The sequence below is a fragment of the Adhaeribacter rhizoryzae genome, from assembly GCF_008629685.1.
Classification (GTDB): domain Bacteria; phylum Bacteroidota; class Bacteroidia; order Cytophagales; family Hymenobacteraceae; genus Adhaeribacter; species Adhaeribacter rhizoryzae.
Genome location: NZ_VWSF01000001.1, coordinates 176,106 through 199,912, shown reverse-complemented (window position 1 = coordinate 199,912; position 23,807 = coordinate 176,106). Strand labels below are relative to the sequence as shown.

General features: G+C 44.1%; 11 protein-coding genes. 5 read left to right on the top strand and 6 right to left on the bottom strand.

The window, feature by feature from the left end; translation table 11 throughout:
• The first annotated feature begins 72 nt into the window (after nucleotides 1-72).
• Nucleotides 73-645 (top strand): hypothetical protein, encoded by a 573-nt coding sequence (locus F0145_RS00645; protein WP_150086134.1) that lies wholly within the window; start codon nucleotides 73-75, stop codon nucleotides 643-645.
• A gap of 266 nt (nucleotides 646-911) precedes the next feature.
• On the opposite strand, the gene F0145_RS00640 is transcribed toward F0145_RS00645, so the two are convergent.
• A complete protein-coding gene (locus F0145_RS00640; protein WP_150086133.1) occupies nucleotides 912-4,415 on the bottom strand; it encodes a VCBS repeat-containing protein in 3,504 nt (1,167 codons plus the stop codon).
• A 982-nt stretch (nucleotides 4,416-5,397) separates the two neighbouring features.
• Nucleotides 5,398-6,114, bottom strand: coding sequence for a LytR/AlgR family response regulator transcription factor (locus F0145_RS00630; RefSeq protein WP_150086132.1), 717 nt, complete (start codon nucleotides 6,112-6,114; stop codon nucleotides 5,398-5,400).
• A gap of 305 nt (nucleotides 6,115-6,419) precedes the next feature.
• On the opposite strand from F0145_RS00630, the gene F0145_RS00625 reads away from it, so the two are divergent.
• Nucleotides 6,420-7,769, top strand: coding sequence for a vanadium-dependent haloperoxidase (locus F0145_RS00625; RefSeq protein WP_150086131.1), 1,350 nt, complete (start codon nucleotides 6,420-6,422; stop codon nucleotides 7,767-7,769).
• 292 nt (nucleotides 7,770-8,061) lie between these two features.
• Here the strand turns inward: F0145_RS00625 and F0145_RS00620 are convergent, their stop codons facing one another.
• Nucleotides 8,062-9,501, bottom strand: coding sequence for a glycoside hydrolase family 30 protein (locus F0145_RS00620; RefSeq protein WP_223815754.1), 1,440 nt, complete (start codon nucleotides 9,499-9,501; stop codon nucleotides 8,062-8,064).
• Nucleotides 9,502-9,799: 298 nt separating this feature from the next.
• Here F0145_RS00620 and F0145_RS00615 point away from each other — a divergent pair, with 298 nt between their 5' ends.
• From F0145_RS00615 to F0145_RS00605, 3 genes are all read left to right on the top strand, one after another.
• Nucleotides 9,800-11,233 carry an outer membrane protein assembly factor BamB family protein gene (locus F0145_RS00615; protein ID WP_150086130.1) on the top strand — a complete coding sequence of 478 codons (1,434 nt, stop codon included), beginning with the start codon at nucleotides 9,800-9,802 and terminating at the stop codon, nucleotides 11,231-11,233.
• Between the two features lie 250 nt (nucleotides 11,234-11,483).
• Nucleotides 11,484-15,005, top strand: coding sequence for a VCBS repeat-containing protein (locus tag F0145_RS00610; protein ID WP_150086129.1), 3,522 nt, complete (start codon nucleotides 11,484-11,486; stop codon nucleotides 15,003-15,005).
• A 9-nt stretch (nucleotides 15,006-15,014) separates the two neighbouring features.
• Nucleotides 15,015-17,321: a CRTAC1 family protein gene (locus F0145_RS00605; RefSeq protein WP_150086128.1), complete on the top strand. Its 2,307-nt coding sequence runs from the start codon at nucleotides 15,015-15,017 to the stop codon at nucleotides 17,319-17,321.
• 150 nt (nucleotides 17,322-17,471) lie between these two features.
• On the opposite strand, the gene F0145_RS00600 is transcribed toward F0145_RS00605, so the two are convergent.
• The 3 genes from F0145_RS00600 to F0145_RS00590 form a co-directional block, all read right to left on the bottom strand.
• A complete protein-coding gene (locus F0145_RS00600; RefSeq protein WP_150086127.1) occupies nucleotides 17,472-18,176 on the bottom strand; it encodes a TlpA family protein disulfide reductase in 705 nt (234 codons plus the stop codon).
• Between the two features lie 82 nt (nucleotides 18,177-18,258).
• Nucleotides 18,259-21,786 (bottom strand): VCBS repeat-containing protein, encoded by a 3,528-nt coding sequence (locus F0145_RS00595; RefSeq protein ID WP_150086126.1) that lies wholly within the window; start codon nucleotides 21,784-21,786, stop codon nucleotides 18,259-18,261.
• Nucleotides 21,787-22,180: 394 nt separating this feature from the next.
• On the bottom strand, nucleotides 22,181-23,797 hold the full coding sequence (locus F0145_RS00590; protein ID WP_150086125.1) for a RagB/SusD family nutrient uptake outer membrane protein: 1,617 nt from the start codon (nucleotides 23,795-23,797) through the stop codon (nucleotides 22,181-22,183).
• Nucleotides 23,798-23,807: the final 10 nt, after the last annotated feature.

Below are 23,807 nucleotides of genomic sequence, written 5' to 3'. Positions count from 1 at the left end.
CTGAAAAGCTCTTTTGTTTAAATAGAAAAGTAAGCGATATTGGTTCAACTGGTATTGTAAGGTAACTTAATTATGAAATACCTATTACTATTTATTTTTTCTCTCTCCCTTACTTACTCGTTTGGGTGTAGTTGCGCAACACCTGATACCAAGAAAGATATTGCCAGAATGATTAGTAATGCTGACATAGTAGTAGAAGGAACTCCTTATTCAGTTATTAACCAAAATAATTCTCCAAGAGAAAAATTAAAAAAAGATGGGACTAACATTTTATTTAATGTTACCTCAGTTATCAAAGGAAACCTAAATCAGAAAATTATAGCCATTAATCAATGGGAAGTAGGGAATTGCGCGGAGTTCTATAAAATTGGAAATCATTATTTAATATTTGGATATGAAGTCAAAGGCTTCCGGAGTAAAAAGAAATCTAATATTAACCTGCCGCCTCCGCCTGGAGGAGAAATTGACAAGAATGGAATCCTTACAACTTTTGATTATGAAAAAGAAGAGGTTGAATTTTGGAAAAAGTTATTGATGAAGTACAGACTATTTACAACAAGCTCTTGTTCAACCTTTCATCCAACTTCAGAAATCGCCAATAAAATTAAAAAACAACAACTCTCAACCACACCTAAAAAGTATTAATACCAAAATAAAATGATTGGTGCGTCTTAAAATAAAGCAAAGGCCATCCTTCCTAACCATCACTGTCATTCCGGAGGAATCTTATTGGCTGCCTGCTGATAAGATTCCTCCGGAATGACTGGGGTGAATGGGAATTCCAGAGAAAATATTAATAAAGAAGCCAAGGCGCATTTTTAATTTCATAGTAGTATCAAAAATTAAAAAAAGGCCGCTCTGGTGATTAAACTCCGCAACGGCCTTTTTAATACACTTAAGCTCCTTTCTTATTAAAGCTTGATTTCTCTTCTTTTTCCGGCGTAGTCGGTAATAAATACAGATTGCAGGTTGTTGGCAATTAAACTGCGGGTAGCCTGCGACAAATAGCCGCTGCCGTAATAAAATTCTTCCCGCCGTTTTTGGCCGTTCTTAAAAGTTAATTCGGCGTACGCATCAAACGGCTGTAGTTTTATGATGCTGCGGGTTGCCTGGGGTGTACCGGCAAATACTTTCAGGCTATCTTTATTAACGCCTACCAGCATTAAAGGCTGATTGCCGGCGGCTACCAGGCAAGCCATACTTTTGGCATCACCGGGTACATTAAAACCGCTTTTCTTTAAACTAACCGGCGAAAAATTACCTTTGCCATTGCCAGAAAGGAACGTACCGTAAGAAGCATCGTAGTACCCCATGCCGGTTTCGGGGGCGTAAGAGTTGCCGGCTAATAATAAATCCAGATTGCCATCCTGGTTGTAATCGGCGGCCATCATGCCGTAAACCGGCGAAAACTGCGCTTGCACTGGTAGCGGTTTCAAGCTAAATTTACCATTGCCGTTATTCTGGATATAACTGGAGCTAAAAGTATAACTTTTCAATACCAGGGCATCCTGCAATTCCTCGGGTTTTAGCATTCCGGCAAAATCAGTTTTACCGTAATCTACGTACCGCGGAAACCGTTTGCGCATCGATACAATTTGGTCGGTGAGGGCATCGCGCGGGGCAGCCGGGTAATTTTGCCCCTGAATAAAATAACTCAGAATAGGATCTACGTTGCCGTTGCCGTCAAAATCTTTCGCGTATAAGCTTACCGGCTGCTCTGGCGAAGCTTTGTATCTTGAATTTAAACCTAAATTCCCCGCCACATAATCTATATCACCGTCGTTGTCGAAATCGCCGGCTACCAGGCTGTTCCACCAGCCGTTGGTATGGTTTAAGCCCGTACTGGCAGTTACATTTTTAAAAACACCTTTATCGTTCTGGAAAAAGCTAAGAGGCATCCACTCCCCCGCTACTATTAAATCAGGTTGGTTATCCTGATTAAAATCGGTCCAGAGGGCAGCGGTAACCATGCCTATATTTTCCAGCCCGGCACCTACCTGCTTGGTAACATTGGTAAAAGTGCCACCATTATTCTGCAGTATACAGCTTTGGCCGGGTAAGGGATAATTTCTCGGATTATTTCGTCCGCCAATAAATAAATCCAAATCACCGTCTTTATCAAAATCGGCGGCCGTTACGCAGGAACCGCTGGCTACAATGCGGGGCAAAGCCTGCGGATCGGGGGTAAAATTGCCTTTTCCATCGTTTTTATACAAGCGGTGCCGGTAATTTTCCGATTCGGCTTTAAACGCGTTGCCGCCCGTAGCCACGTATAAATCTAAATCGCCGTCGTTATCCGCATCAAAAAACAACACGCCCATGTCGTCTTCGGCCTGGCTGGAGTTGCCCAAAGGTTTTTGCCGGAAGCTGCCGTTTTGCTGCCCGTAAAATAAGGTGCCCGGCCGCTGCCCCGAACCACCAATGTAAAAATCATCTAAACCATCGTTGTTTATATCGCCTACCGCCAGGCCGGGGCCGTTTTGGGTGAGTTTGTGCGGCATTAATGGCTGGTTTTTAAAATCGATGTAATCTGCTTCCTGGTGTTTATAGGTTAGGCTGTGCGCGGCTGAAACTTCCCGGAAAAAAGGCGGTAGTGCTGGTTGCGGCTTAATATTTATTGGTTTGGCCTGTTGCTGATTAAGCGTTAAAACCTGATTAACTTTAATATTTTTTAATAATTGGTAGCGGCCATCGGGCCAGGTAATTTCCAGGGAATCGAGGCGGTTAATTTTGCCTAAGCCAAAATGAATAATATTATCGACCGAAGACTTAAACCCGCGGCTTAAATAATGCTCGTAAAACTGCTGTTGCCCCTGGTATTTAATTTTAACCGTAGCGCCAATGCCGCCGCGATTAGGCGCTTCGCCTTGCAGTTTTAAGTTTAAATAATGGTGCTGCTTTAATTTATTTGCGTTGTTCTGGTAAATAAAAGCTTCGCTGTTAATATTATTTACCACCAAGTCCAGATCACCGTCGTTGTCGAGGTCGGCGTAGGCGGCACCGTTGGAGTTAGAAGGTGTGGCAAAGCCCCATTCGGTAGCTTTGTTTTTAAAACTTAAATCGCCCTGGTTCTGGTAAATATAATTCGGAATTTTAACCCGCTGTACTTTTTCAAAATCTTCCTGTAATAATTCCTTCTTTAATTCCTGGGTACCAAACCGCGAGGCAAAATTCTGGTACTGAATATAATCTAAGTCGGTAACATCTTTTACAAAACCGTTGGTGATGAACAAATCGCGCAAACCATCGTTGTCGTAATCGGCAAATAAAGGGGCCCAACTCCAATCGGTGGCATATACGCCGGCCAGTTGCCCAATTTCGCTGAAAGTACCGTTGCCATTGTTAAACTGCAAGGCATTACGCACATACTGAATATCGTAGCCCATGCGCTTGTTTAGTTCAAAGCGGTCGTAGTTAGGGGCTACCATGGTGGTTTTTTGCCGTAAATTATCTTCGGGCATCATATCTACCACCATTATATCTACCAGGCCATCGTTGTTGTAATCGGCCATATCCATGCCCATGCTGTTGTAGCTTTGGTGCTTCAAATATTGGCTGGCTTTGTTGGTAAAAGTGCCGTCCTGGTTATTTATCCAGAGCAGATCGTTGCTTAGAAAATCGTTAGCGGCGTAAATATCGGGCCAGCCATCCTGATTAATATCGCTGATGCCCACGCCCAAACCCCAGCCTTCAATTAAAATACCGGCTTCTTTCGAAACATTGGTAAACGTATTATCTCCGTTGTTGCGGTAAAGCCGGTCGGTGCTCCGGGCTTCGCCTTTAATTTGCCGCGGCCGGGGCGTGGTACGGTTAGTATTATCGAAGGCGTTGGTGAGCAGGTACAGGTCTAAATCCTGGTCTTTATCGTAATCAAAAAAAGCGGCCTGGGTGCTGTAGCCCGTATCGTCGAGGCCGTAGGCCTGGGCCATTTCTTTAAAAGCAGGAGTTCCGTCTTTTCCGGAGCCCTGGTTAATAAAAAGCAAATTAGGCGTTTGGGCGCTGCCTACTGGGTTTACGGTACACACATAAATATCGAGTTGCCCATCCTGGTTTATATCTACCATGGTTACGCCGGTGGCCCAAACCTTGGTGCCAACGCCTGCGACTGCGGTTATGTCTTCGAACTTAAAATAGCCTTTATTCAGGTACAGTTTACTCGAAACCATATTGCCTGAAAAATACAGATCCTGTAAGCCATCGTTATTTACATCGCCTACGGCCACGCCACCGCCATTGTAGATGTAAGTAAACGTTAGAATATTAAAAGAATCGGATTCGGCGATATTATTGGCAAAGGTTACCTTGGTAGCCGTAGGCGGCAATAAGGTGAAAAGGGTTTCTTCCTTTTTAAATAAATTACAACCACTAAGCATTCCCACCAGGAAAATGAAAGGGGCAAAAAACTTACGATTCATGTAAAGATTGTATAGGCTAAAGGTACCGAAGCTTCTGTAATTAATTAATTTTTAAGGCCTCCGGCAAGAAATAAAATAATTTAATTTCTAAAAAAGCAATGCTAAGAGCCAATAAATAAGGCGTGTGCCGTTTTTAGAAGCGGGAAATTGTTGAGCGTAAACAAACTTATGTAAAAGTAGAATACTTGTTGCCCGCTATAAGTTAAAAATACTATTAGGCCGTCGGCTTCTTCATTCTATTAGTTTCCATTTTCCTTTTTTGAAAAATACGTTATGGAATTTTGGCGAATTAAACACCAAATAGAAACTCCAGGCACTTCTGTAAGTTGTCGGGTTACTGGTCAGAATGTGGTGCGTTGGTTTTTCCATTTCTATTATAAGTCTGTCGGAGCGATAATTTTTGGGGTTAGTGGTTCTAACTGTTCCCCGATAAGTATTTAATATTTGCTCTTTATTGGTGACGTTAAAGAAAATTGAGTCTTGCGCTGTTATTTCAAATCGAAAGTGATTGTATTGCCAATCAGTTTGTTTTCCCTTGAAGTAATCTCTGTTAATTACGTATTCTCCGTAATAATCTTTCTTAGCCAACTCTGTTTGGAGGTCAACCAGTTTAACGCACTCACAAGTACCACAAGTCCCATTATTCCGAGCCAAATTAACCCGAGTAATTTTCCAATCAGGAGTTTTCCCGATAGCAGCCAAGCCAGCAATAAAATTCCTGTCAGGGGAATAAGAAAAAGACTGAAGAATAAGTTAAATCCAAATCCCATCTTAATTGCTTAGGCGTAGCTACCGCACAACACAGTTGTAACATCAGAACACCTTATTAAAATAAAGAAAAATTGGGAAGGGCGCAAAAAACTTTTCTGGCCCGCAGCATGGTGATTTTGGAGCAAGCAGTTTAAATACAGCTGAATTATTTTAGCTAGACTGGTTTATTATCAGTAAAATAAAGATACCGCAAGCATGCTTTAATTAATATTTAGAACCGGTTTAATAATTGCAGCACGCTTTTCATGTAAGTAGCCCCAATGGGAATATATTTATCGCCGATTAAAATATTGTTATCTTCTATGGCGCCAATTTTATCGAGGTTTACAATAAACGAGCGGTGAACGCGAATAAATTTACTAGACGGGAACTTACTTTCGATGGATTTCATGGTGGCGTACACAATGGTTTTTTTGCTGTTGGCCACAATGTGTACGTAATCGCCCAGGGCTTCTATGTAAAAAATATCCGCAAAAGGAATCTTAATCAGTTTTTGCTCTACTTTTACAAAAGTAAAATCGGTGGAGGCGCTTTGGCTGTTTAATTTTACTTTATCGCGGGCTTTTTGGGCGGCAATTAAAAACCGGGGATAAGCTACCGGCTTTACCAGGTAATCAATTACGCTTTGCTCAAAAGCTTCTACAGCGTAGTCGCGGCTGGCGCTTACCATTATTACCATGGCTTCGCGGTTTAAGGTCGAAAGCAAATCCAGACCCGACATTTCGGGCATTTCTACATCCAGCAATAACAAATCAACGGGTTGCGCGCGCAGAAATTTAGCGGCTTCGAGGCTACTGTTGCAAATGCCGGCCAGTTCCAGAAATTCGGTATTCCCAACAAACTTCTCCAGCACTTTGGCCGAAAAAGGATCATCATCGATGATTAAGGTTTTAATACTGATATTTTCGGAATTGCCCGTACCTGACATAGCGTAGTTTTTAAATATAAAAAGCGAAAATAATAAATTATATTAACCTATTATGTTCTTACCGCTTTAATGCGGCTGTTGCTAACTTCAATAAAATAAATTTTTTATTAAAATATTCAAAAAGTAAATATAATATTCAGAATTGCCCTTTCAAGCTTCTGCATAAACAATATTAAGCAACTTATGTTCGCCGGAAATTTAGCAACGGGCGGCTTAACTCTTCAACCACAATATATTCGCTGCCGGTATTTTTAAAAATCTGGTGCACTTTTATTATATTTACTTGTTTATTTTACGAGTACACCATGCGTATATTTATTTTTCAGTTTCTTTTGGGTTTAACCCTTTTTTTAACTGCCTGTGAAGAAAAGCACAACCAGGCGGGTCTGGATGCCTTCTCGAATACGCAGTTAGAACAGTGGAATAAAAACTTAAGCGAAATAATTATTAAAGATATTTTTTCGCCGCCGGTTGCCAGCCGGATTTATGCTTACGCCAATATTGCGGCTTATGAAGCCCTCGTACCCGCCTACCCTGATTACCAATCGCTGAGCGGGCAGTTACATAAATTTGCGGTTGTACCCCAACCAGAGGCTGCCAAAGAATATTACTTTCCGGTGGCCAGCATGAAAGCTTTCTCAACCGTTTGTAAAAAACTAACCCTGGTACCGGAAAATACCGAAGATTTTGAAAATGCTTACCTGGAGCAATTAAAAAAAATCGGTATCCGGCAAGAAGTACTCGAAAATTCCCTGGCTTACGGCGAAAAAGTGGGCCAGCACGTTTTGGCTTGGGCTGCTCAAGATAATTACCTCGAATCCAGGGCCTTAACCCGCCACATGTTATCGGAAACCCCGGAATCGTGGCAACCTACGCCCCCCGATTACATGCCGGCCGTAGAACCGCACTGGAACACCATCCGGCCTTTTGTAATGGATTCGGCAGCCCAATGCAAACCTTTACCCCCAACACCTTTTGATTCATTGCCAGGTTCTAAATTTTACCAAGAAGCTTACGAAATTTACAAATATTCGAAAGAACAGGAAAACGACAAAGTATTTATTGCCCGCTTCTGGGACGATAACCCGAATGTTTCGTTTACCAAAGGCCACGTTACTTTTTTTAAGCAAAAACTAACCCCCGGCGGGCACTGGTTATCTATTGCCACCACGGCCATTAAAGATAAAAAATTAAATTTAATGCAAGCCGCCGAAACCTATGTACTGGTTTCTACGGCCCTGGCCGATGGCTTTATTAGTTGCTGGGATGCCAAATACAAATACACTACTATCCGGCCCGAAACGTATATCGAAAAATATATTGATCAGGATTGGGACCCAATTATTCAAACCCCGCCGTTCCCGGAATTTCCGAGCGGTCACAGTGTAATTTCGGCGGCGGCGGCTACTACGCTCACGCACCTTTTCGGCGATAATTATGCGTTTACCGATTCTACACAATTAGTTTTGGGCTTGCCGGTTCGGAAATTTAAATCGTTTTACGAAGCTTCTAACGAAGCCGGCTTGAGCCGGATGTACGGCGGCATTCACTTCCAGCCGGCCAACGAGTTAGGCGCCCGGCAAGGTCGCGAAGTAGGCACCCTGGTTACTGCGCGCCTCAAAACCCGGAGAAGCAACCAAATCGCCAAGTTTTAAAATATTTAAAACTGATTATCAGCCTAGGCTAAATAATATTTTATACCTGAATTGCTTACTAATTAATGTAAGGCAAAAGTAATACAAGTTTAAGTAACCTACTTTTGTCATTCAGGAGGAAACTATTTGGCAGGCAACTAAATAGGTTCCTCCTGAATGACAAAAGTGAGCTTCAAAGGCTAATAGAAAGTATACGGTTTAACTGTGTGTAACACTAGTTACCAAAGCGGTTCAGGTATTTTTTGTTTATCAGAAACCAACGTATTAGCAGCAAAATATTTGTAAGCAGCAATTATTGCCAAACAAAAGTACCTGTTGCTCCGGCGGGCAAACTAGTAGTTATGGTTTTACCCTGGTACCCAATATTAAAGGATTGCGCCGCCGAACTATCGTTTTGTACAATCAGTACTTTTTGGTTCTCGGGTGTTTTAAAGGCTACGTTGGGCAATTTCTCCGGAATATTCGATTCAATTCTAACCGAACCGGGCCGCACAAATTTAGCGGCGTGGGCAATAACGTAGTAAGGCGAATTACGGGTTACTTTATTGCCATCGAGGGTAAGGGCGCCTAAACATTGGGTACAGCCACCGGGCGTATAGGGTTGTTGCTGCGGATCGGCGGCCAGGTTCCATTCCAGCACCGTACGGGCCCAGTTGCGGGTAGCCCCAATAATTAAAGTCCGGATATGCCAACCAAAATCACCGGCAAAATTACCTGGTGCCCCGGTCCATTGTTCGGTAAAGTACAGGTTTTTATCGGGGTGCGCCTCGTGTACTTTGGTTAGGGCCTCAATGTTACCGGCGTACAAATGAAAAGCCGAACCATCTACGTACTGCTTTGCTTCCAGGTCGTTTAATATCGTAATCGGGTAATCGGGCCGGTCGGCGTTGTGGTCGTAAATAATAATTTTGGTATTAAGATTGGCGGCTTTAAAGGCCGGACCTAAACTTTTTTTAATAAAGGCAGCTTGTTCTTCGGGCAGCATCAGCAAACTAGGATTATTACCGGGGTGCAGCGGTTCGTTCTGGATGGTAATGGCATCAATGCGAATGCCTTCGGCTTGCATACCTTTAATATATTTTACGAAATATTGCGCGTAAGCATTGTACCACTCCGGTTTCAGGCTACCGCCTTTAGAATTGTTGTTGGTTTTCATCCAGGCAGGCGGCGACCACGGCGAACCCAATATTTTAATTTCCGGGTTAATGGCTAATATTTCTTTCAGCACCGGAATTAAATAAGCTTGGTCGTGGGCCAGGCTAAACTTTTCCAGTTTTGGGTCGGATTGGCCGGCCGTCAAATCGCTATACGAAAAAACCTGTGAATCTAAATCCGAAGCGCCAATGCTTACCCGCAAATAACTCACGCCAATATTATTACCATCTGCAGCAAATAATTCTTTTAACAACGCGGCCCGTTCCGTTGCACCCATTTGGTTGAGCAGCAGAGCACTCCCACCGGTAAGCGTATAGCCAAAACCATCAATTTCCTGGTACGTTTGTTTTTCATTTACCTGAATGCTGGGTTGCCCGGCGGTGGCTTTACTAAAGGCTAAAACCGTATCCTGGTGCTCAAATAAATCCGATTTATCCGGTGTAGTTAACCAAAGTTGTACTCCGGCTTCTTTTTCCGTTTCCTGCCCTGCTTGTTTGTTCTGACAACCAACATTGCCTAAAAGTACCCCCATTAACAGGAAAGCTATTCCATAAAAAGAATTATAATTGTTTCTCATGGCTAAGGAGCCTTAAAATTTTAATTCAACCACTAACGTTATTAATATTACAGAATATACGGTTTAAAAAGGCCATAATTCCTAACAATTTAAAAGCTTCTGTTACCAAACCGTTAATATTTAAGCAAAGGCCGAAATCTATAATGCTAGCTTTGATTTAACTATTTTCAGCGTAATAAATTATCTATTATTACTGCAAATAAAAAACGAGGGTTAACTTCGTGCATTACTCAAAAAATTACAAGTTGCTTTACCGTCTTTTTTACCTCGGCTGCTTTCTTGCTTTCTTGCCCTGCAATTGCTGTTTATATTTTGTTCTGAACAAAAACCCCAAGGCTGGCAAATTCACCTGCGGGGCCAGGGCACGGCTTCTTCGCCCCGTTTGGTAGATCTGAATAACGACGGCGTGTTGGATGTGGTTTTAGGAGCCGGCGGTTACGAAAATATGCCCAGTGATACCGCAGTAATTGCTTTGGATGGCCGCGATGGCCGTTTGTTGTGGCACGTACCGGGCCGTAATCAGGTAGTAGGTTCGGCCAATTTTAAAGATATTTCCGGCGATAAAATACCCGATATATTTATTGGTGGACGCACCGGCGAACTACTAGCTATTAACGGCGCTACCGGCAAAGAAATCTGGCGTTTCTACCCCTTAAATACAAAACGCCTGCCCGCTGATTCAGGTATTTATAATTTTTATAACCCGCAGTTTATTCCGGATCAGGATAACGATGGCCAGGAAGATATTTTAATTTCGAATGGCGGCGACTACCGCGTAAAACCCAACGACCCGCGGCGGCCGGCTGGTAAATTAATGGTTATTAGTGCGGCTACCGGCAAAGTGCTGGCGCAAGCCTTGGTACCCGATGGCCGCGAAACGTATATGTCTTTAGTAAAAGTAGCTTTGCAGCCCGGCGGCGACGAGGAAATTATTTTTGGTACCGGCGGCGAAACCATTGGCGGCCATTTGTACCGGGTAAGCTTAAAGGAGTTGTTAAATAATAATATTTCAGCAGCGGTGCCGCTGGCCGAAGGCAAAAATAAAGGTTTTGTAGCGCCCCCCCTGGTAACCGATATTACCGAAGACGGCATTTACGACATTATTGCCAATACCGTAGACGGCCGAATATTGGCTATAAATGGCGCTACTGATTCTTTAATCTGGCAGGTTATTACTTCCGGCACCGAAATTTATTCTTCGCCGGCGGTTGGGTATTTTAACAACGATCGTATACCCGATTTTTTTGTAAATGCCGGCATTGGCAAATGGCCGCGCATTAAACAATCGGTGCAATATATGATTGATGGCAAAACCGGCGAAATTAAATTTCAGAAAGTAAGCGGCACTTTTTTGTACGGTTCGCCGGTAACCGCCGATTTTAACAACGATGGTTTCGACGATGGCCTGATTAGTATTAACAGTCGGGAGCAAGATAACAGCCCGCGCAGCCAGTTATGGGTGTACGATTTTCATAATAAAAAAGAATACCCCATCAGTGCTACGCTGGAAGGCAATAATATTGGCTCTACCCCCTGGCTCGGCGATATGGACCAAGATGGCCAATTAGATATTGTAAGCAGTACCATCAATATTCCCGGCTCCCGCAACGATATTGACCGCCCCACCGATCTGCGCGTGTTCCGGCTAAAAACAAATATTCCGCTAAAAAAAGAAATTACCTGGGGCAGCTACATGGGCAACCACTACAATGGCATTTTACAGAATAAATAACCGGCTAACCAATATCTCGGGGCACCCGGCACAACGCTTTAAACAGACTGAAATTTATGGTATTTTTACCTTTATATTAAGTACTAAGTAGCCAGACAAATTAAAGTATATATAAATAAAAGTGCTGAAAGCTTCGCTCTTGTTTTAGGAGGGGCGGTAAATATTTACCTGTTATTATTTGCGTTCTTATTAGCGTTCTTGTACTTAAAAAGCAGGCCAGCTATCCGCTTTCGAATTCCACCACAATATTATGTTTAGAAATTTTTATTTATTAATTATTCCGGCGCTCCTGCTTTTGGCTGGCTGTAATACATCCAACAAAAAAGAAGAAAAAGCAGCAGGCAGCACGCCATTATTCAGCTTACTCCCAGCCTCGGCTACCGGGGTTTCCTTTGCCAATATTATTACCGAAAACGACACCCTAAACCCGCTGGAATTTGAATATATTTATAATGGCGGCGGTGTGGCCGTCGGCGATATAAATAAGGATGGGCTGGCCGATATTTTTTTCTCCGGCAACCAGGTACCGAGCAAACTTTATCTGAATAAAGGCAATTTTAAATTTCAGGATATAACCGCGGCTGCAGGCATTAATACTACCAGCCGTTGGGCTAGCGGCGCGGCCATGGCCGATATTAACAACGACGGATTACTGGATATTTACGTGTGTGTAACGGGCAAAAACCCGGCCGCCCAACGCCGCAACTTATTGTACCTAAATCAAGGCAACAACACTTTTACCGACGCTGCCACGCAATATGGCCTGGCCGATGATGGTTATACAACCCACGCCGCCTTCCTGGATTATGATAAAGACGGCGACCTGGACCTGTACCTGCTGAATCATACTTTAACCGATACCAACCCGAATTTACTGCGTCCGCGCATTACCAACGGCACCGCTCCCAACACCGATAAATTATACCGCAACAACGGCAACAGCACCTTTACAGATGTATCTAAACAAGCCGGTATTACCATCGAGGGCAATGGTTTGGGCGTGGCGGTGAGTGATATTAACCAGGATGGCTGGCCCGATATTTACGTAGCCAACGATTATTTAGCCGGCGACCTTTTGTACCTGAACAACCAGAACGGCACTTTTACCGATGTAGCCGCCAAATATTTCAAGCACACCAGCCAATCGGCGATGGGTACCGATGTAGCCGATTTTAACAACGATGGTTTGGTAGATATTATAACCCTGGATATGCTGCCCGAGGACAACGAGCGGCAAAAACTGATGTACGGCGGCTCTAACTACGACCGCTTTATGGCCGAAATTAAAAACGGCTACCTGCCCCAGTACATGCGCAATACTTTGCAGCTAAACAACGGCAACGGCAGTTTCAGCGAAATTGGCCAATTGGCCGGCGTTGCCAGTACCGATTGGAGCTGGAGCGCGCTTTTTGCCGATTTCGACAACGACGGCCTGAAAGATTTACACATTACCAACGGCTTTCCTAAAGATATTACCAACCGCGATTTTATTATGTACCGCATGCAGGGGCTAAACAGCTCAGTACCTTTGCCCGTCCTGAACAAGCAACTCCGCAAAACTATTGATGAACTGCCTGGTGCTAAAAAAGCCAACTATCTTTATAAAAATAACGGCAACTTAACCTTTTCAAATAAAACACCGGATTGGGGTTTAAATATTCCCTCCTACTCCAACGGGGCCGCTTACGCCGATTTTGACAATGACGGTGACCTGGATATAGTAACGAATAATATTAACGATGCTGCTTTTATTTATCAGAACAACGCCCAGCAACTAATAAAAAACAATTTCCTGCGGATAAACTTAAAAGGAAATTCGCCTAACCAAAACGGCTTGGGCAGTAAAATAACGCTAACCCAGCAGAACCAAAAGCAATATTACGAGCACACACCTTACCGGGGCTTTATGTCTTCGGTTGACCCAATAATTCATTTTGGGTTAGGTAAGAATGAAATTATTAAACAAGTGGAAATTATCTGGCCAAATGGCAAATACCAGCGCCTGCAAAACGTAAAAGCCAATCAACTCTTAACACTTCGCCAGGAAGATGCCACGGAAACAACGCCGCCCGCTGCTAAACCCGAAGCGCCGATTTTTACAGACATTACTGCCAAACTAGGCATCAATTATAAGCACAAAGAAGAACCCTTTATTGATTTTAAAATTCAACCGCTGGTACCGCACAAATATTCCCAACTCGGGCCTGGCATAGCAGTAGGCGATTTAAACAATGATAACCTGGATGATTTTTACGTGGGCGGCGCTTTTAAACATGCCGGGTATATTTTTAATCAGCAAAAAAACGGCTCTTTTAAAGGCACACCAATTACCACCCAAACCAAGTTTGAAGAAGATTTTGGCACGCTATTTTTTGATGCCGATAACGACCAGGATTTAGATTTATACGTGGTGAGCGGCAGCAGCGAATACGCCAAAGGCTCGCCTTATTTGCAAGATAAATTGTACCGCAACGATGGCAAAGGCAACTTTATACTGGATGCTCAAGCCCTACCCAACACCACCAGCAGCGGCTCATGCGTAACTGCCGCCGATTTTGATAAAGACGGTGACCTGGATTTATTTGTGGGTGGCCGCCTATTCCCTAGCCAATACCCGGCGGCAGCGCAAAGTTATATTCTGAAAAACGAGGGCGGAAAATTCCGCGACGCAACCGCCGAAGTGTATGCCCCCTTACAAAATATTGGTTTGGTAACCGCTGCCCTCTGGACGGATTTTGACCAGGATGGCGCGATAGATTTAATATTAACCGGGGAATGGATGCCAATTACTTTTCTTAAAAATCAGGGCGGCAGATTAGTAAATATTACCACCGAAGTAGGTTTGCCCAACACCACCGGCTGGTGGAACAGCCTGTCCGCCGGCGACTTTGATAACGACGGCGATGTAGATTATGTGGCTGGGAACTTAGGCCTCAACACCAAATTAAAAGCATCGGAAAAAGAACCGGTAACCGTTTACGCCCGCGACTTTGATGGCAACCGCAGCATCGACCCCATATTAGCGCATTACAACCAAGGCAAAAACGTACCGGTACGCTCACGCGACGATTTAATTGACCAACTAGTAGGCATGCGCAAACGTTTCCCGAATTATAGTAGCTACGCCAAGGCCAGCATGAACGAGGTAATATTGCCCGAAGAAATGCAAGGCGTAACCGTGCTGCAAAGTGTAAACATGCAAACCAGTTATATTCAAAATTTGGGCGGCGGCAAGTTCAGTATTAAACCTTTACCTATGCAGGCCCAGTTTGCGCCGGTGTTCGGCATTGGCGTACAAGATTACAACCAAGATGGCCACCTGGATTTGCTCTTAACCGGAAACTCGCCGCATACCGAAGTATTAATGGGCGCTTACGATGCTTCTATCGGCTTGTATTTGCAGGGCAACGGCAAAGGTAATTTTGTACCTGTGCCGGTAAACAAAAGCGGTTTCTTTGCAGATGGCGACGCTAAAGGTTTAGCTCAATTGCTACTTCCAGACGGAAAACCAATAATATTAACTGCTGCTAACGATGGACCTTTAAAAGCTTTTACGCCCACTAATTACAAACCCGCTGCCCGCACTATTTCACTGGCGCCGCTGGATGCGTGGGCAGAAATATTTTACGAAGACAGCCGTAAAACTAAACAGGAGTTTTATTATGGCTCTACTTATTTGTCGCAATCTACCCGGCGAGTGGCCTTGCCAATTGGAGTGAAGTACGTAATAATAAAAGATTATACTGGTAAAAGCCGGCGAATAGATTTTTAAACATCCTTTATGCGCAATATTTATTTCTGGTTGCTTCTCTCCCTAATTGGCTTTACTGCTTGTCAGCCTAAACAGAACAATGCTTATCAAGATGCCGCTACCGTTAAAATGGTTGAGCTACTGGAAAACACCGCCAAAAAAAATTATATACCAGATAATAAGTTTGCCAACCAGGTGCGGGTAATTTATTTAGATAGTCTGGCTAAAAAGAGCACCGGCAAACAAAAGTTTAATTACGAAAACCAATTAGCCACCGAATTATTGCGGGTTGGCCGTTCCAAAGAAGCCGCTGTATTATTTCAAAAGCTTTACAATGAACTTAGCAATCAGAAGAATTATTTAAACCCGCTGGAAAAGCAATTATTAGCTAAGCTCGAAGCCAATATTGCCCTGGCCTATTTACGCACCGGCGAACAGGAAAACTGCCTCGTCAATCACACCTCGGCTTCCTGTATTTTTCCAATTAGAGCAGCCGGTTTCCACACTTTGCCGCAGGGCTCCAGCAAAGCTATTTCGCATTATACTACTATCCTGCAAAAACACCCGGACGCGCTGCAATACCGCTGGCTCCTAAATATTGCCTACATGACTTTAGGGCAATATCCAAACCAAGTGCCGGCGCAATGGTTAATTCCGGGTATCGATAAAGCAGATTTTCCGGCTCGGCCTTTTCCCGAAATTGCCGCTTCGCTGGGCTTAGATGTAGCGGGTATTTCGGGCGGCAGCATTATCGAAGATTTCAACAATGATAATTACCTGGATTTGGTAGTTTCGGCTTACGGCTTGCGCGACCAGATGCGCTATTTTAGAAATAATGGCGACGGCACTTTTACCGATATAACCGAAAAAGCCGGTTTAAAAGGCATGGTGAGTGGCTTAAACATGGTGCAGGCCGATTACAACAACGATGGCTTTACGGATATTCTGGTGCTACGCGGTGCCTGGCACGAAGAATTTGGCAACCAGCCTAACTCTTTGCTTCAAAACAAAGGCGACGGCACTTTCCGGGATGTAACCGTGGCGGCCGGTTTGCTCTCGCTACATCCCACCCAAACTGCTACCTGGCAAGATTTTAACAACGATGGCTGGCTCGATTTATTTATCGGCAACGAGCAGTATAACAAATTTACACCTATTCCTTCGGAGCTTTACCTGAGCAACCGCAATGGCACTTTCACCAACATTACGGAGCACGCCGGCTTAGAAATAAACGAATATGTGAAAGGCGTAACTTCCGGCGATTTTGATAACGATGGTTTCAGCGATATTTATGTTTCTACGCTGCACGGTAAAAACCATTTGTTCCGGAATAATGGCCCGGATAAAAAAGGTTTGGTTCAGTTTACTGATGTTACCGACCAGGCTGGTTTAGGCAAGCCTATTATGTCGTTCCCGACTTTTTTCTGGGATTATAATAACGATGGTTGGCTCGATATTTTTGTGTCGGGTTATAAATTCAGCACCGACCCTTCGGTTGGTTATAATATTGCCGCCGAATATTTGGGTTTACCCAGCCAGGCCGAAAACGCCCGTCTTTACCGCAACAACCAAAATGGCACTTTTACCGACGTTTCTGAAGCAGCAGGCGTAAACAAAGCCTTTTACACCATGGGTTGTAATTTCCTGGATTACGACAACGATGGTTTTCTGGATATGTACCTGGCTACCGGCGACCCGAGTTTTGAATCGCTTATTCCGAATAAATTACTGCGGAACAATGCCGGGCAAAATTTTCAGGATGTAACTACGGCCGCGCAAGTTGGTCATTTGCAAAAAGGCCACGCCATTGCCGTAGGCGATTTAGACAACGATGGCGACCGCGATATTTATGCCGTTTTGGGCGGAGCTTTTGAAGGCGACAATTACCAGAATGCGCTTTTCCAGAACCCTTATAATAGCAATGAAAGTAATGCAACCGGAAATAATTGGATATCGATTAAACCCGAAGGGAAAAAAGCTAATCGTGGGGCTATAGGTACGCGGCTAAAATTTACTTTAGACGAAAACGGGAAAGAGCGATTTATTCACCGTGATGTAAACAGCGGCGGCAGTTTTGGTGCGGCTACCTTAAAAGCAGAAGTTGGTCTGGGGAAGGCAACCGTTATAAAAGCTTTAGAAATAAGGTGGGCCGGTTCGGGCACAGTGCAGGTTTTAAAGAATATTCCGGTTAATCAGTTTATCCGAATTCAGGAAGGGAATAACCAGGTACAAAAAATAACGGTTAAGAAATTAAATTTCGCCCCCTCCGGAAAACAGCACCACCATAATCACCAGATGGGTGCATCTCCGGTTACCAGGCAGGGAAAAGAAAAGTAGCTAAAATTTTCAACCTGTTTTATGGCGTGCTACTAGTATAAAAAACCTACTTCTCTTTGCGAAAAAGGTAAAATCAGGCTACTCCACCTTTGCTATTTTTACGAGGGGCGTTGTTGCTGTTGAATAAATTAAATATTTAACATCAATAATTTACTTTATCAAATCCGCAATAGCATTTTCCAGACCTTCCAGTTTTAACCAGGATTGTTTAAAAGAAACTTTGCCCTGGGGTTCAATTAAGTACGCAAAATTGGGAGCCTGACCGAAATTCAGCCAAAACTTGTTATCCGGCGTGTCTAATAAAACCGGCACCTGAATTTTGTACTGCTCCTGCCATTTAACGGCTAATGCTTTTCTTTCGCCGTACGTTTTGGGCTGGTTGGCTTTTACCTGGTCTTTTAAATTAAGGCGGGGTATCCATATTTCTTGCCTGGGAGAGTAAGGGCTAGGGGCATCTGAAGGGTGCGCTTCGCGGGTGTATACCAAGTAAATAGCTAATTTATCGCCGTACTGCGTCTTAAGTTTCTGGATGTTGGGCAAGTTATAGCGCGCAATATCACAGGTATAACTGCCAGAAACCAGCATTATTGGTTTACCTTTTTTTAATGCTTCCGATAAAACAAATCTACTTCCATCCGCACCATACAAGGTAAAATCGGCCACTTTCTGCCCTTTCTGGTAACCAAGCGTTTCGAAGCGTTTATTATTATCAAGCATACCCTGAGAAAAAGGCAAGGCAAGTTTTTCTGAATCTTTGGGTGGCGTTAGAACCGCAGCAATATTATTAGCAACGCCAGAAACCGATATTAGCACCGGAAAAACGCACAGCCAAACGGGTACAAACCAACTTCTCATAAACTTAAATCTTTTATGCCAAACTAAAACGGGCAGCAAAGTAACTGAAAAAGCCTCTTAAAAAGAGCCTTCCTGCTTAATATTACAAGGTAACTTTTCTGCTTTTGCCGTTGTAATCAAATATTTCTATTGATTTTACATCCGGCCCTAACAACATTTTCCGGGACGACTGCGACAAATAAGTAGACCCATAATAAAATTCGCACTTCCGCTGCTGACCGTTTTCTAAATATTCTATTCCAAATGCATCCAAGGGCTGTAACGAAATTACTTTGGCCGTTTCTGTTGACGCCGGTTTGTTTACCGCAAAAGCCTTTAGTTTGTTATTAAACTGCGATACTAACGTTAAGGCCTGCCCGTTGGCCAAAGTAATGCCGGCCACTCCTTTAGCATCACCGTCTACAAAGAAACCGCTTTGGGTAACGGGCACCGGCACAAAATTACCTTTACCGTTGCCCTGCAAATACAAGCCAATAAAAGCATCGTACGCGCCGGTCATTACTTCGGTGGCGTAAGAATTGCCGGTTAGTACCAAGTCCAGGTGGCCGTCCTGGTTATAATCCTGGGCGCTCATGCCAAACACCGGGGCTACCTGGGCCTGCACGGGTAAAGCTTTTATGCTGAATTTTCCACCGCCTAAGTTTTCGAGGTAACTGGTTTTAAAAGTTTCGGCTTTAACCGCATAGGTGCCCGCCAGCTTTTCTGGCGGATACATTTGCGCAAACGTTAAGTTGGCGTACTTTTCGTAAGAAGGGTAATCCCGGCGCGTAGAAACTATCTGGTCTATCATCTCGTCGCGGCCCGGCACCGGGTATTTTTTGCCGGCAATATAAAAACTCATAATGGCATCGGTGCTGCCGTTTTTATCAAAATCTTTGGCGTAAACTTCTATGGGTTCTTTTACACTGGCTTTAAACCGGGAATTTAAACCCAGATTACCGGCCGCATAATCAATATCGCCATCGTTGTCAAAATCGCCGGCAACCAAACTGTTCCACCAGCCCGAGGTGTTGCTTAAACCGGTAGCTGCCGTAACGTTCTTAAAATTACCGCCCGTATTTTTAAAGAAAGTAAGGGGCATCCATTCGCCGGCCACTAATAAATCTACTTTGCCATCCTGGTCAAAATCGGTCCAGAGCGCCGACGTAACCATGCCAATATTTTCGAGTTCTTTGCAAACTGCCGAGGTAGCATCTACAAAACGGCCGCCTTCGTTGCGCAGAATACAGCTTTTTACCGGCAACGGATATTTTTGCGGTTCTACCCGGCCGCCAATAAATAAATCTAAGTCGCCGTCCTGGTCGTAATCGGCGGCAATAACGCAGGAGCCGCTGGTAATTATTGGGGGTAAAGCCTGGGGATCTTCGGTAAACTGGCCGCGCCCGTTGTTCCGGAACAAGCGGTTCTGGTATTTACCTAATTCGGGCCTTGATTCGCTGCCGCCGCCCACAACATATAGGTCTAAATCTTTATCGTTATCGGCATCAAAAAGCAACACGCCCATTTCATCAGCAGCCGAAGGTTTATCGGTGATGGTAGTGGCTTTAAATTTACCCTGGGCATTTTGCACAAAAAGCTTTCCTAATTTATTTGCACCGGCACCTACGTAAAAATCTTCCAGGCCATCGTTGTTTACATCGCCTACGGCCATGCCAGGGCCATTTTGGGAAAACTTATGCGGCAATAATGGTTGCACTTTAAAATCGACGTACTCGGCATCCTGGTGCTGGTAATCTATGCCTAAGGCTTGCGAAACTTCGGTAAATAAAGTTTGTGGGGACTTAGGCGTTGTAAGCGGTTTGGCATCGGCATCCTGGTGTTGTAAGGTTAGCAATTGGTTTGCTTTAATATTTTGCAGGAGTTGATATTTGCCGTCGGGCCAAATTACTTCCAGCGAATCGACCTGGGTAATATTGCCCAAACCAAAGTGCAAATAAGGCTCTACTGTAGACTGAAAACCCCGGTAAGGAGTGTACTCGGCTACCTGCTTTTGGCCTTTATACCTTAAGTTTACTTTGGTGCCGTGATCCAGTACGCCGCCCTTAAGTTTAAGACGTAAATAATTATTGGTAGTAGCTTTATTTTTATCTTTATTCTTACCCGCCGGCAAAGTATTATTTTCGTACAGGTAGGGCTCTTCATCAATATTATTCATCACCAGGTCCAGGTCGCCGTCGTTGTCAAAATCGGCGTAAGCCGCACCGTTGGTAAAGCTAAATTCTTTTAAACCCCAATCTTCCGATTTATTTGTAAACGTGAGATCGCCGTTGTTACGAAAAAGAGCATTCTGATTTTTTACGCCTTCCATTTCTTCTACCATCCGGTGAATTTGGTCTTCTCCTTCGGCCCGGCCAAACCGCGCCCGTTTTTGCATGGCGTGGTACATGACAAAATCGAGGTGGGTAATATCTTTCCGGATGCCGTTAGAAATAAATAAATCGCGGTGGCCGTCATTGTCAAAATCAGCGAGCAAAGCGGCCCAGCTCCAATCGGTTTGGTGTACGCCGGCCAGTTGGCTTATTTCGCTGAAAGTACCGTTGCCGTTGTTCAGTTGTAAATTATTGCGCACGTATTGCGGCATGTAGCCGCGCCGGATGGCTAAATTAAACTCGTCGTAGGTTTTAACGCCGTTCATGAGCTTTTGCCTTTTGTTATCGGCCGGCATCATATCTACGGTTACAATATCCATCAGGCCATCGTTGTTAAAATCGGCAATATCGGTGCCCATCGAAAACTGGCTGGTGTGTTTAATATAGCTTTTAATGCTGTCGGAGAAAGTGCCGTTCTGGTTATTAATGAGCAACTGATCGCTGAAAATAAAATCGTTGGCTACGTACAAATCGGGCCAGCCATCCTGGTTAATATCGGTTACCACCACGCCCAGGCCAAAACCTTCCTGGTTTATACCGGCTTCCTCCGATACGTTGGTAAAAGTATTATTGCCGTTGTTGCGGTACAAACGATCTACACTCGGGTCGCGCTTAGGTTTTTTGGTCTGGCGAATGAGGTTAGGATTTACGTCTTCTTTGTTAACGCACAGAATATAAACATCTAAATCGTTGTCTTTATCATAATCGAAAAATACCGCCTGGGTGCCGTAACCATTATCGGCTAAGCCGTATTCTTCGCCTTCTTCGGCGTAGGTAGGTATGCCTTCTTTATTTAGGCCTTTGTTAATATAAAGCAAATTTTTCCGGAGTTCGGGGCTGCGGTAATCGGCTACACAAACGTAAATATCCAACAGGTTATCCTGGTTAATATCTACCATGGCAACGCCGGTGGCCCAGGTTTGCGTACCTACTTTGGCCTGTTCGGTTACATCTTTAAACTTAAAATTGCCTTGGTTAATATATAACCGGCTCGATACCGTATTGCCGGTAAAATAAATATCAGATAAGCCGTCGTTGTTTACATCGCCAACGGCAACGCCGCCACCGTTATAAAAATATTCATAGCTTAAAAGGTTTAAAGAATCGTTGGGGGTTACGGTGTTTATAAAAGAAATACCGGTTTCGGAAGCGGTTTTACGCTCGAATAAAGGCTTATTTTTATTGCACCCGGCAAGCGAAAGCAGCAGAATTAAGAAAAAAACAGAATAATAATTTTTCATTTTATTAGCCAGGTTTACCTGGTAATTGTAAAAAGAAATAAGCGCATGTAAAAAATTTATCCTTTGGGCTGCAAAGGCTGGCAATTGGAACCTGCCTTCGCCTCTTTTTCGGAATGTAGCGCTGCTATGTCCCTCAAAATTAGTCTCGCCAGCACCCAATACCAAGTATTTTCGCTCCCGAAAACAAAATTTAAACAAGCTCTATGTAGTGCAATATTAACCATAACGTAGCGATGCGTAGGCGCTGGTATAAAATATTATGCTGGCAAGCGTTGGGTTATGCCGGTTTGCATGCTTTTGACGGAATGGCTATTGAAATTAAGCTTACGATAACATAAAAAAAGAAAAGGACCACAAAAGTGATCCTCTTCTTTTTAAACCAAAGTTTGGAATATTATTGCCAAGGGTTCGGCTCTAAATTCGGGTTGCGGTTAATTTCGCCTTGTGGTATCGGGAATAAATCGTTGACACCTTTTTTGAACGGACGGCCCATGGCATTCAGGAAAGCTTCGGCCCGATTGGTTCTTACCAAATCGAAGAAACGGTGCCCTTCAAAAGCCAGTTCTAACCGGCGCTCCTGCATAATAGCATCGCGCAATTGTGCCTGGTTAGTGGTTGTAACAGGCGCCGGGCAAGAACCGCTTGGGGTAATATTATCGGCGCGGTTTCTGATGGCATTTAAAGAGGTTAAAGCTTTTGCTGAATTACCTAATTCGTTATGAGCTTCGGCGTTTATCAGCAATACTTCGGCGTACCGGATTAAAGGCACATTAAGCGGTGAGTTTGCACCACCCGCACCCAAAGCACTTTCGGGAATCATGTACTTCCGGATATTATAACCGGTACGAGACCACGGCTGAAGTTTATACTGGCCAGGCTTGTCGGAGTCTTTCTGGTAGTTGTACTTTATACCAAAAAGTTCGTCGTTCGGGTCGGTGCCTAAAATATTGGCTTTTAAACGGGGGTCGCAGGCTTCGTAAGCTTCTACTATGTTATTGGTTTTTATTTTAGAATTACCAGCATAGTTATTAGGCGTATTTGGCCCAATAGGCGTACTAAATCCCCAACCGGAAAAGTCGGTGGTACGGGGCGCAATCCACTGGTTCAGGGCCTGGCCTTCGTTATCGTTGTTCCAACCGGTAGTTCCGCCTACTGCCTGCATCGCGAAAATAATTTCGCGGCTATCTTCTCCTTCTAACGTAAACACCCGGGCATAATTGGGGTCTAAGGTATAAGTACCCGAAGCAATAATGGCATCGGTTAAGTCAGCGGCTTCTTTCCATTTAGCAGCGGTAAAATAAACGGTGTTAGCCGTAGACTGATACAGGTAAACCCGGGCCAGCAGTGATTGCGCAGCCCCCTTGGTAGCCCGGCCAGCATTAGCGCCGGTCCAGGATACAGGTAAAGCAGCGATGGCTTCGGTCAAGTCCTTTTCAATCTGGTCCCAATTTTCCTTAATATTGGCAGCCCGCGACACGTAAACTTCGGTTGGCTCCAATACGGTAGTAATATTAGGAACCCGGCCAAAAGTTCTTACCAGGTAGAAATAATAAATGGCCCGCAGGAATTTAGCCTGGCCCAGAATCTGATTTTTCTGAGTTTCATCCATTTCTATCTCCGGCACTCTTTCCAGCACCAGGTTAGACCGGTAAATACCATCATAAGCTTGCTCCCAGGTAAAGTTTAGCTCCGAGTTATCGCCGCGGGCGGTAAAGTTAGCCAACTGGGCAATCTGGGCATAATCCTGATCATCGGTACTACCTTTGTCGGTATCACCACCTACCACATCGCCAAACTGCCACGAGTTTAAGGTAGTTAATTCCCATTGCAAGGGGTCATAGGCAGCCGTTAAGGCAGCTATTGCATCGTCTGCGCTTGTATAAAAGTTACCGGTAGTTAAATCCGATTCGGGTTTTCTATCCAGGAAATCTTCGGAACAAGCTTGCAGTGCCAGAAATCCGGCCACCAGCGCGGCTCCGGAGAAGGCAGAAAATTTTAAATTTATTCTCATTTTAATTTTT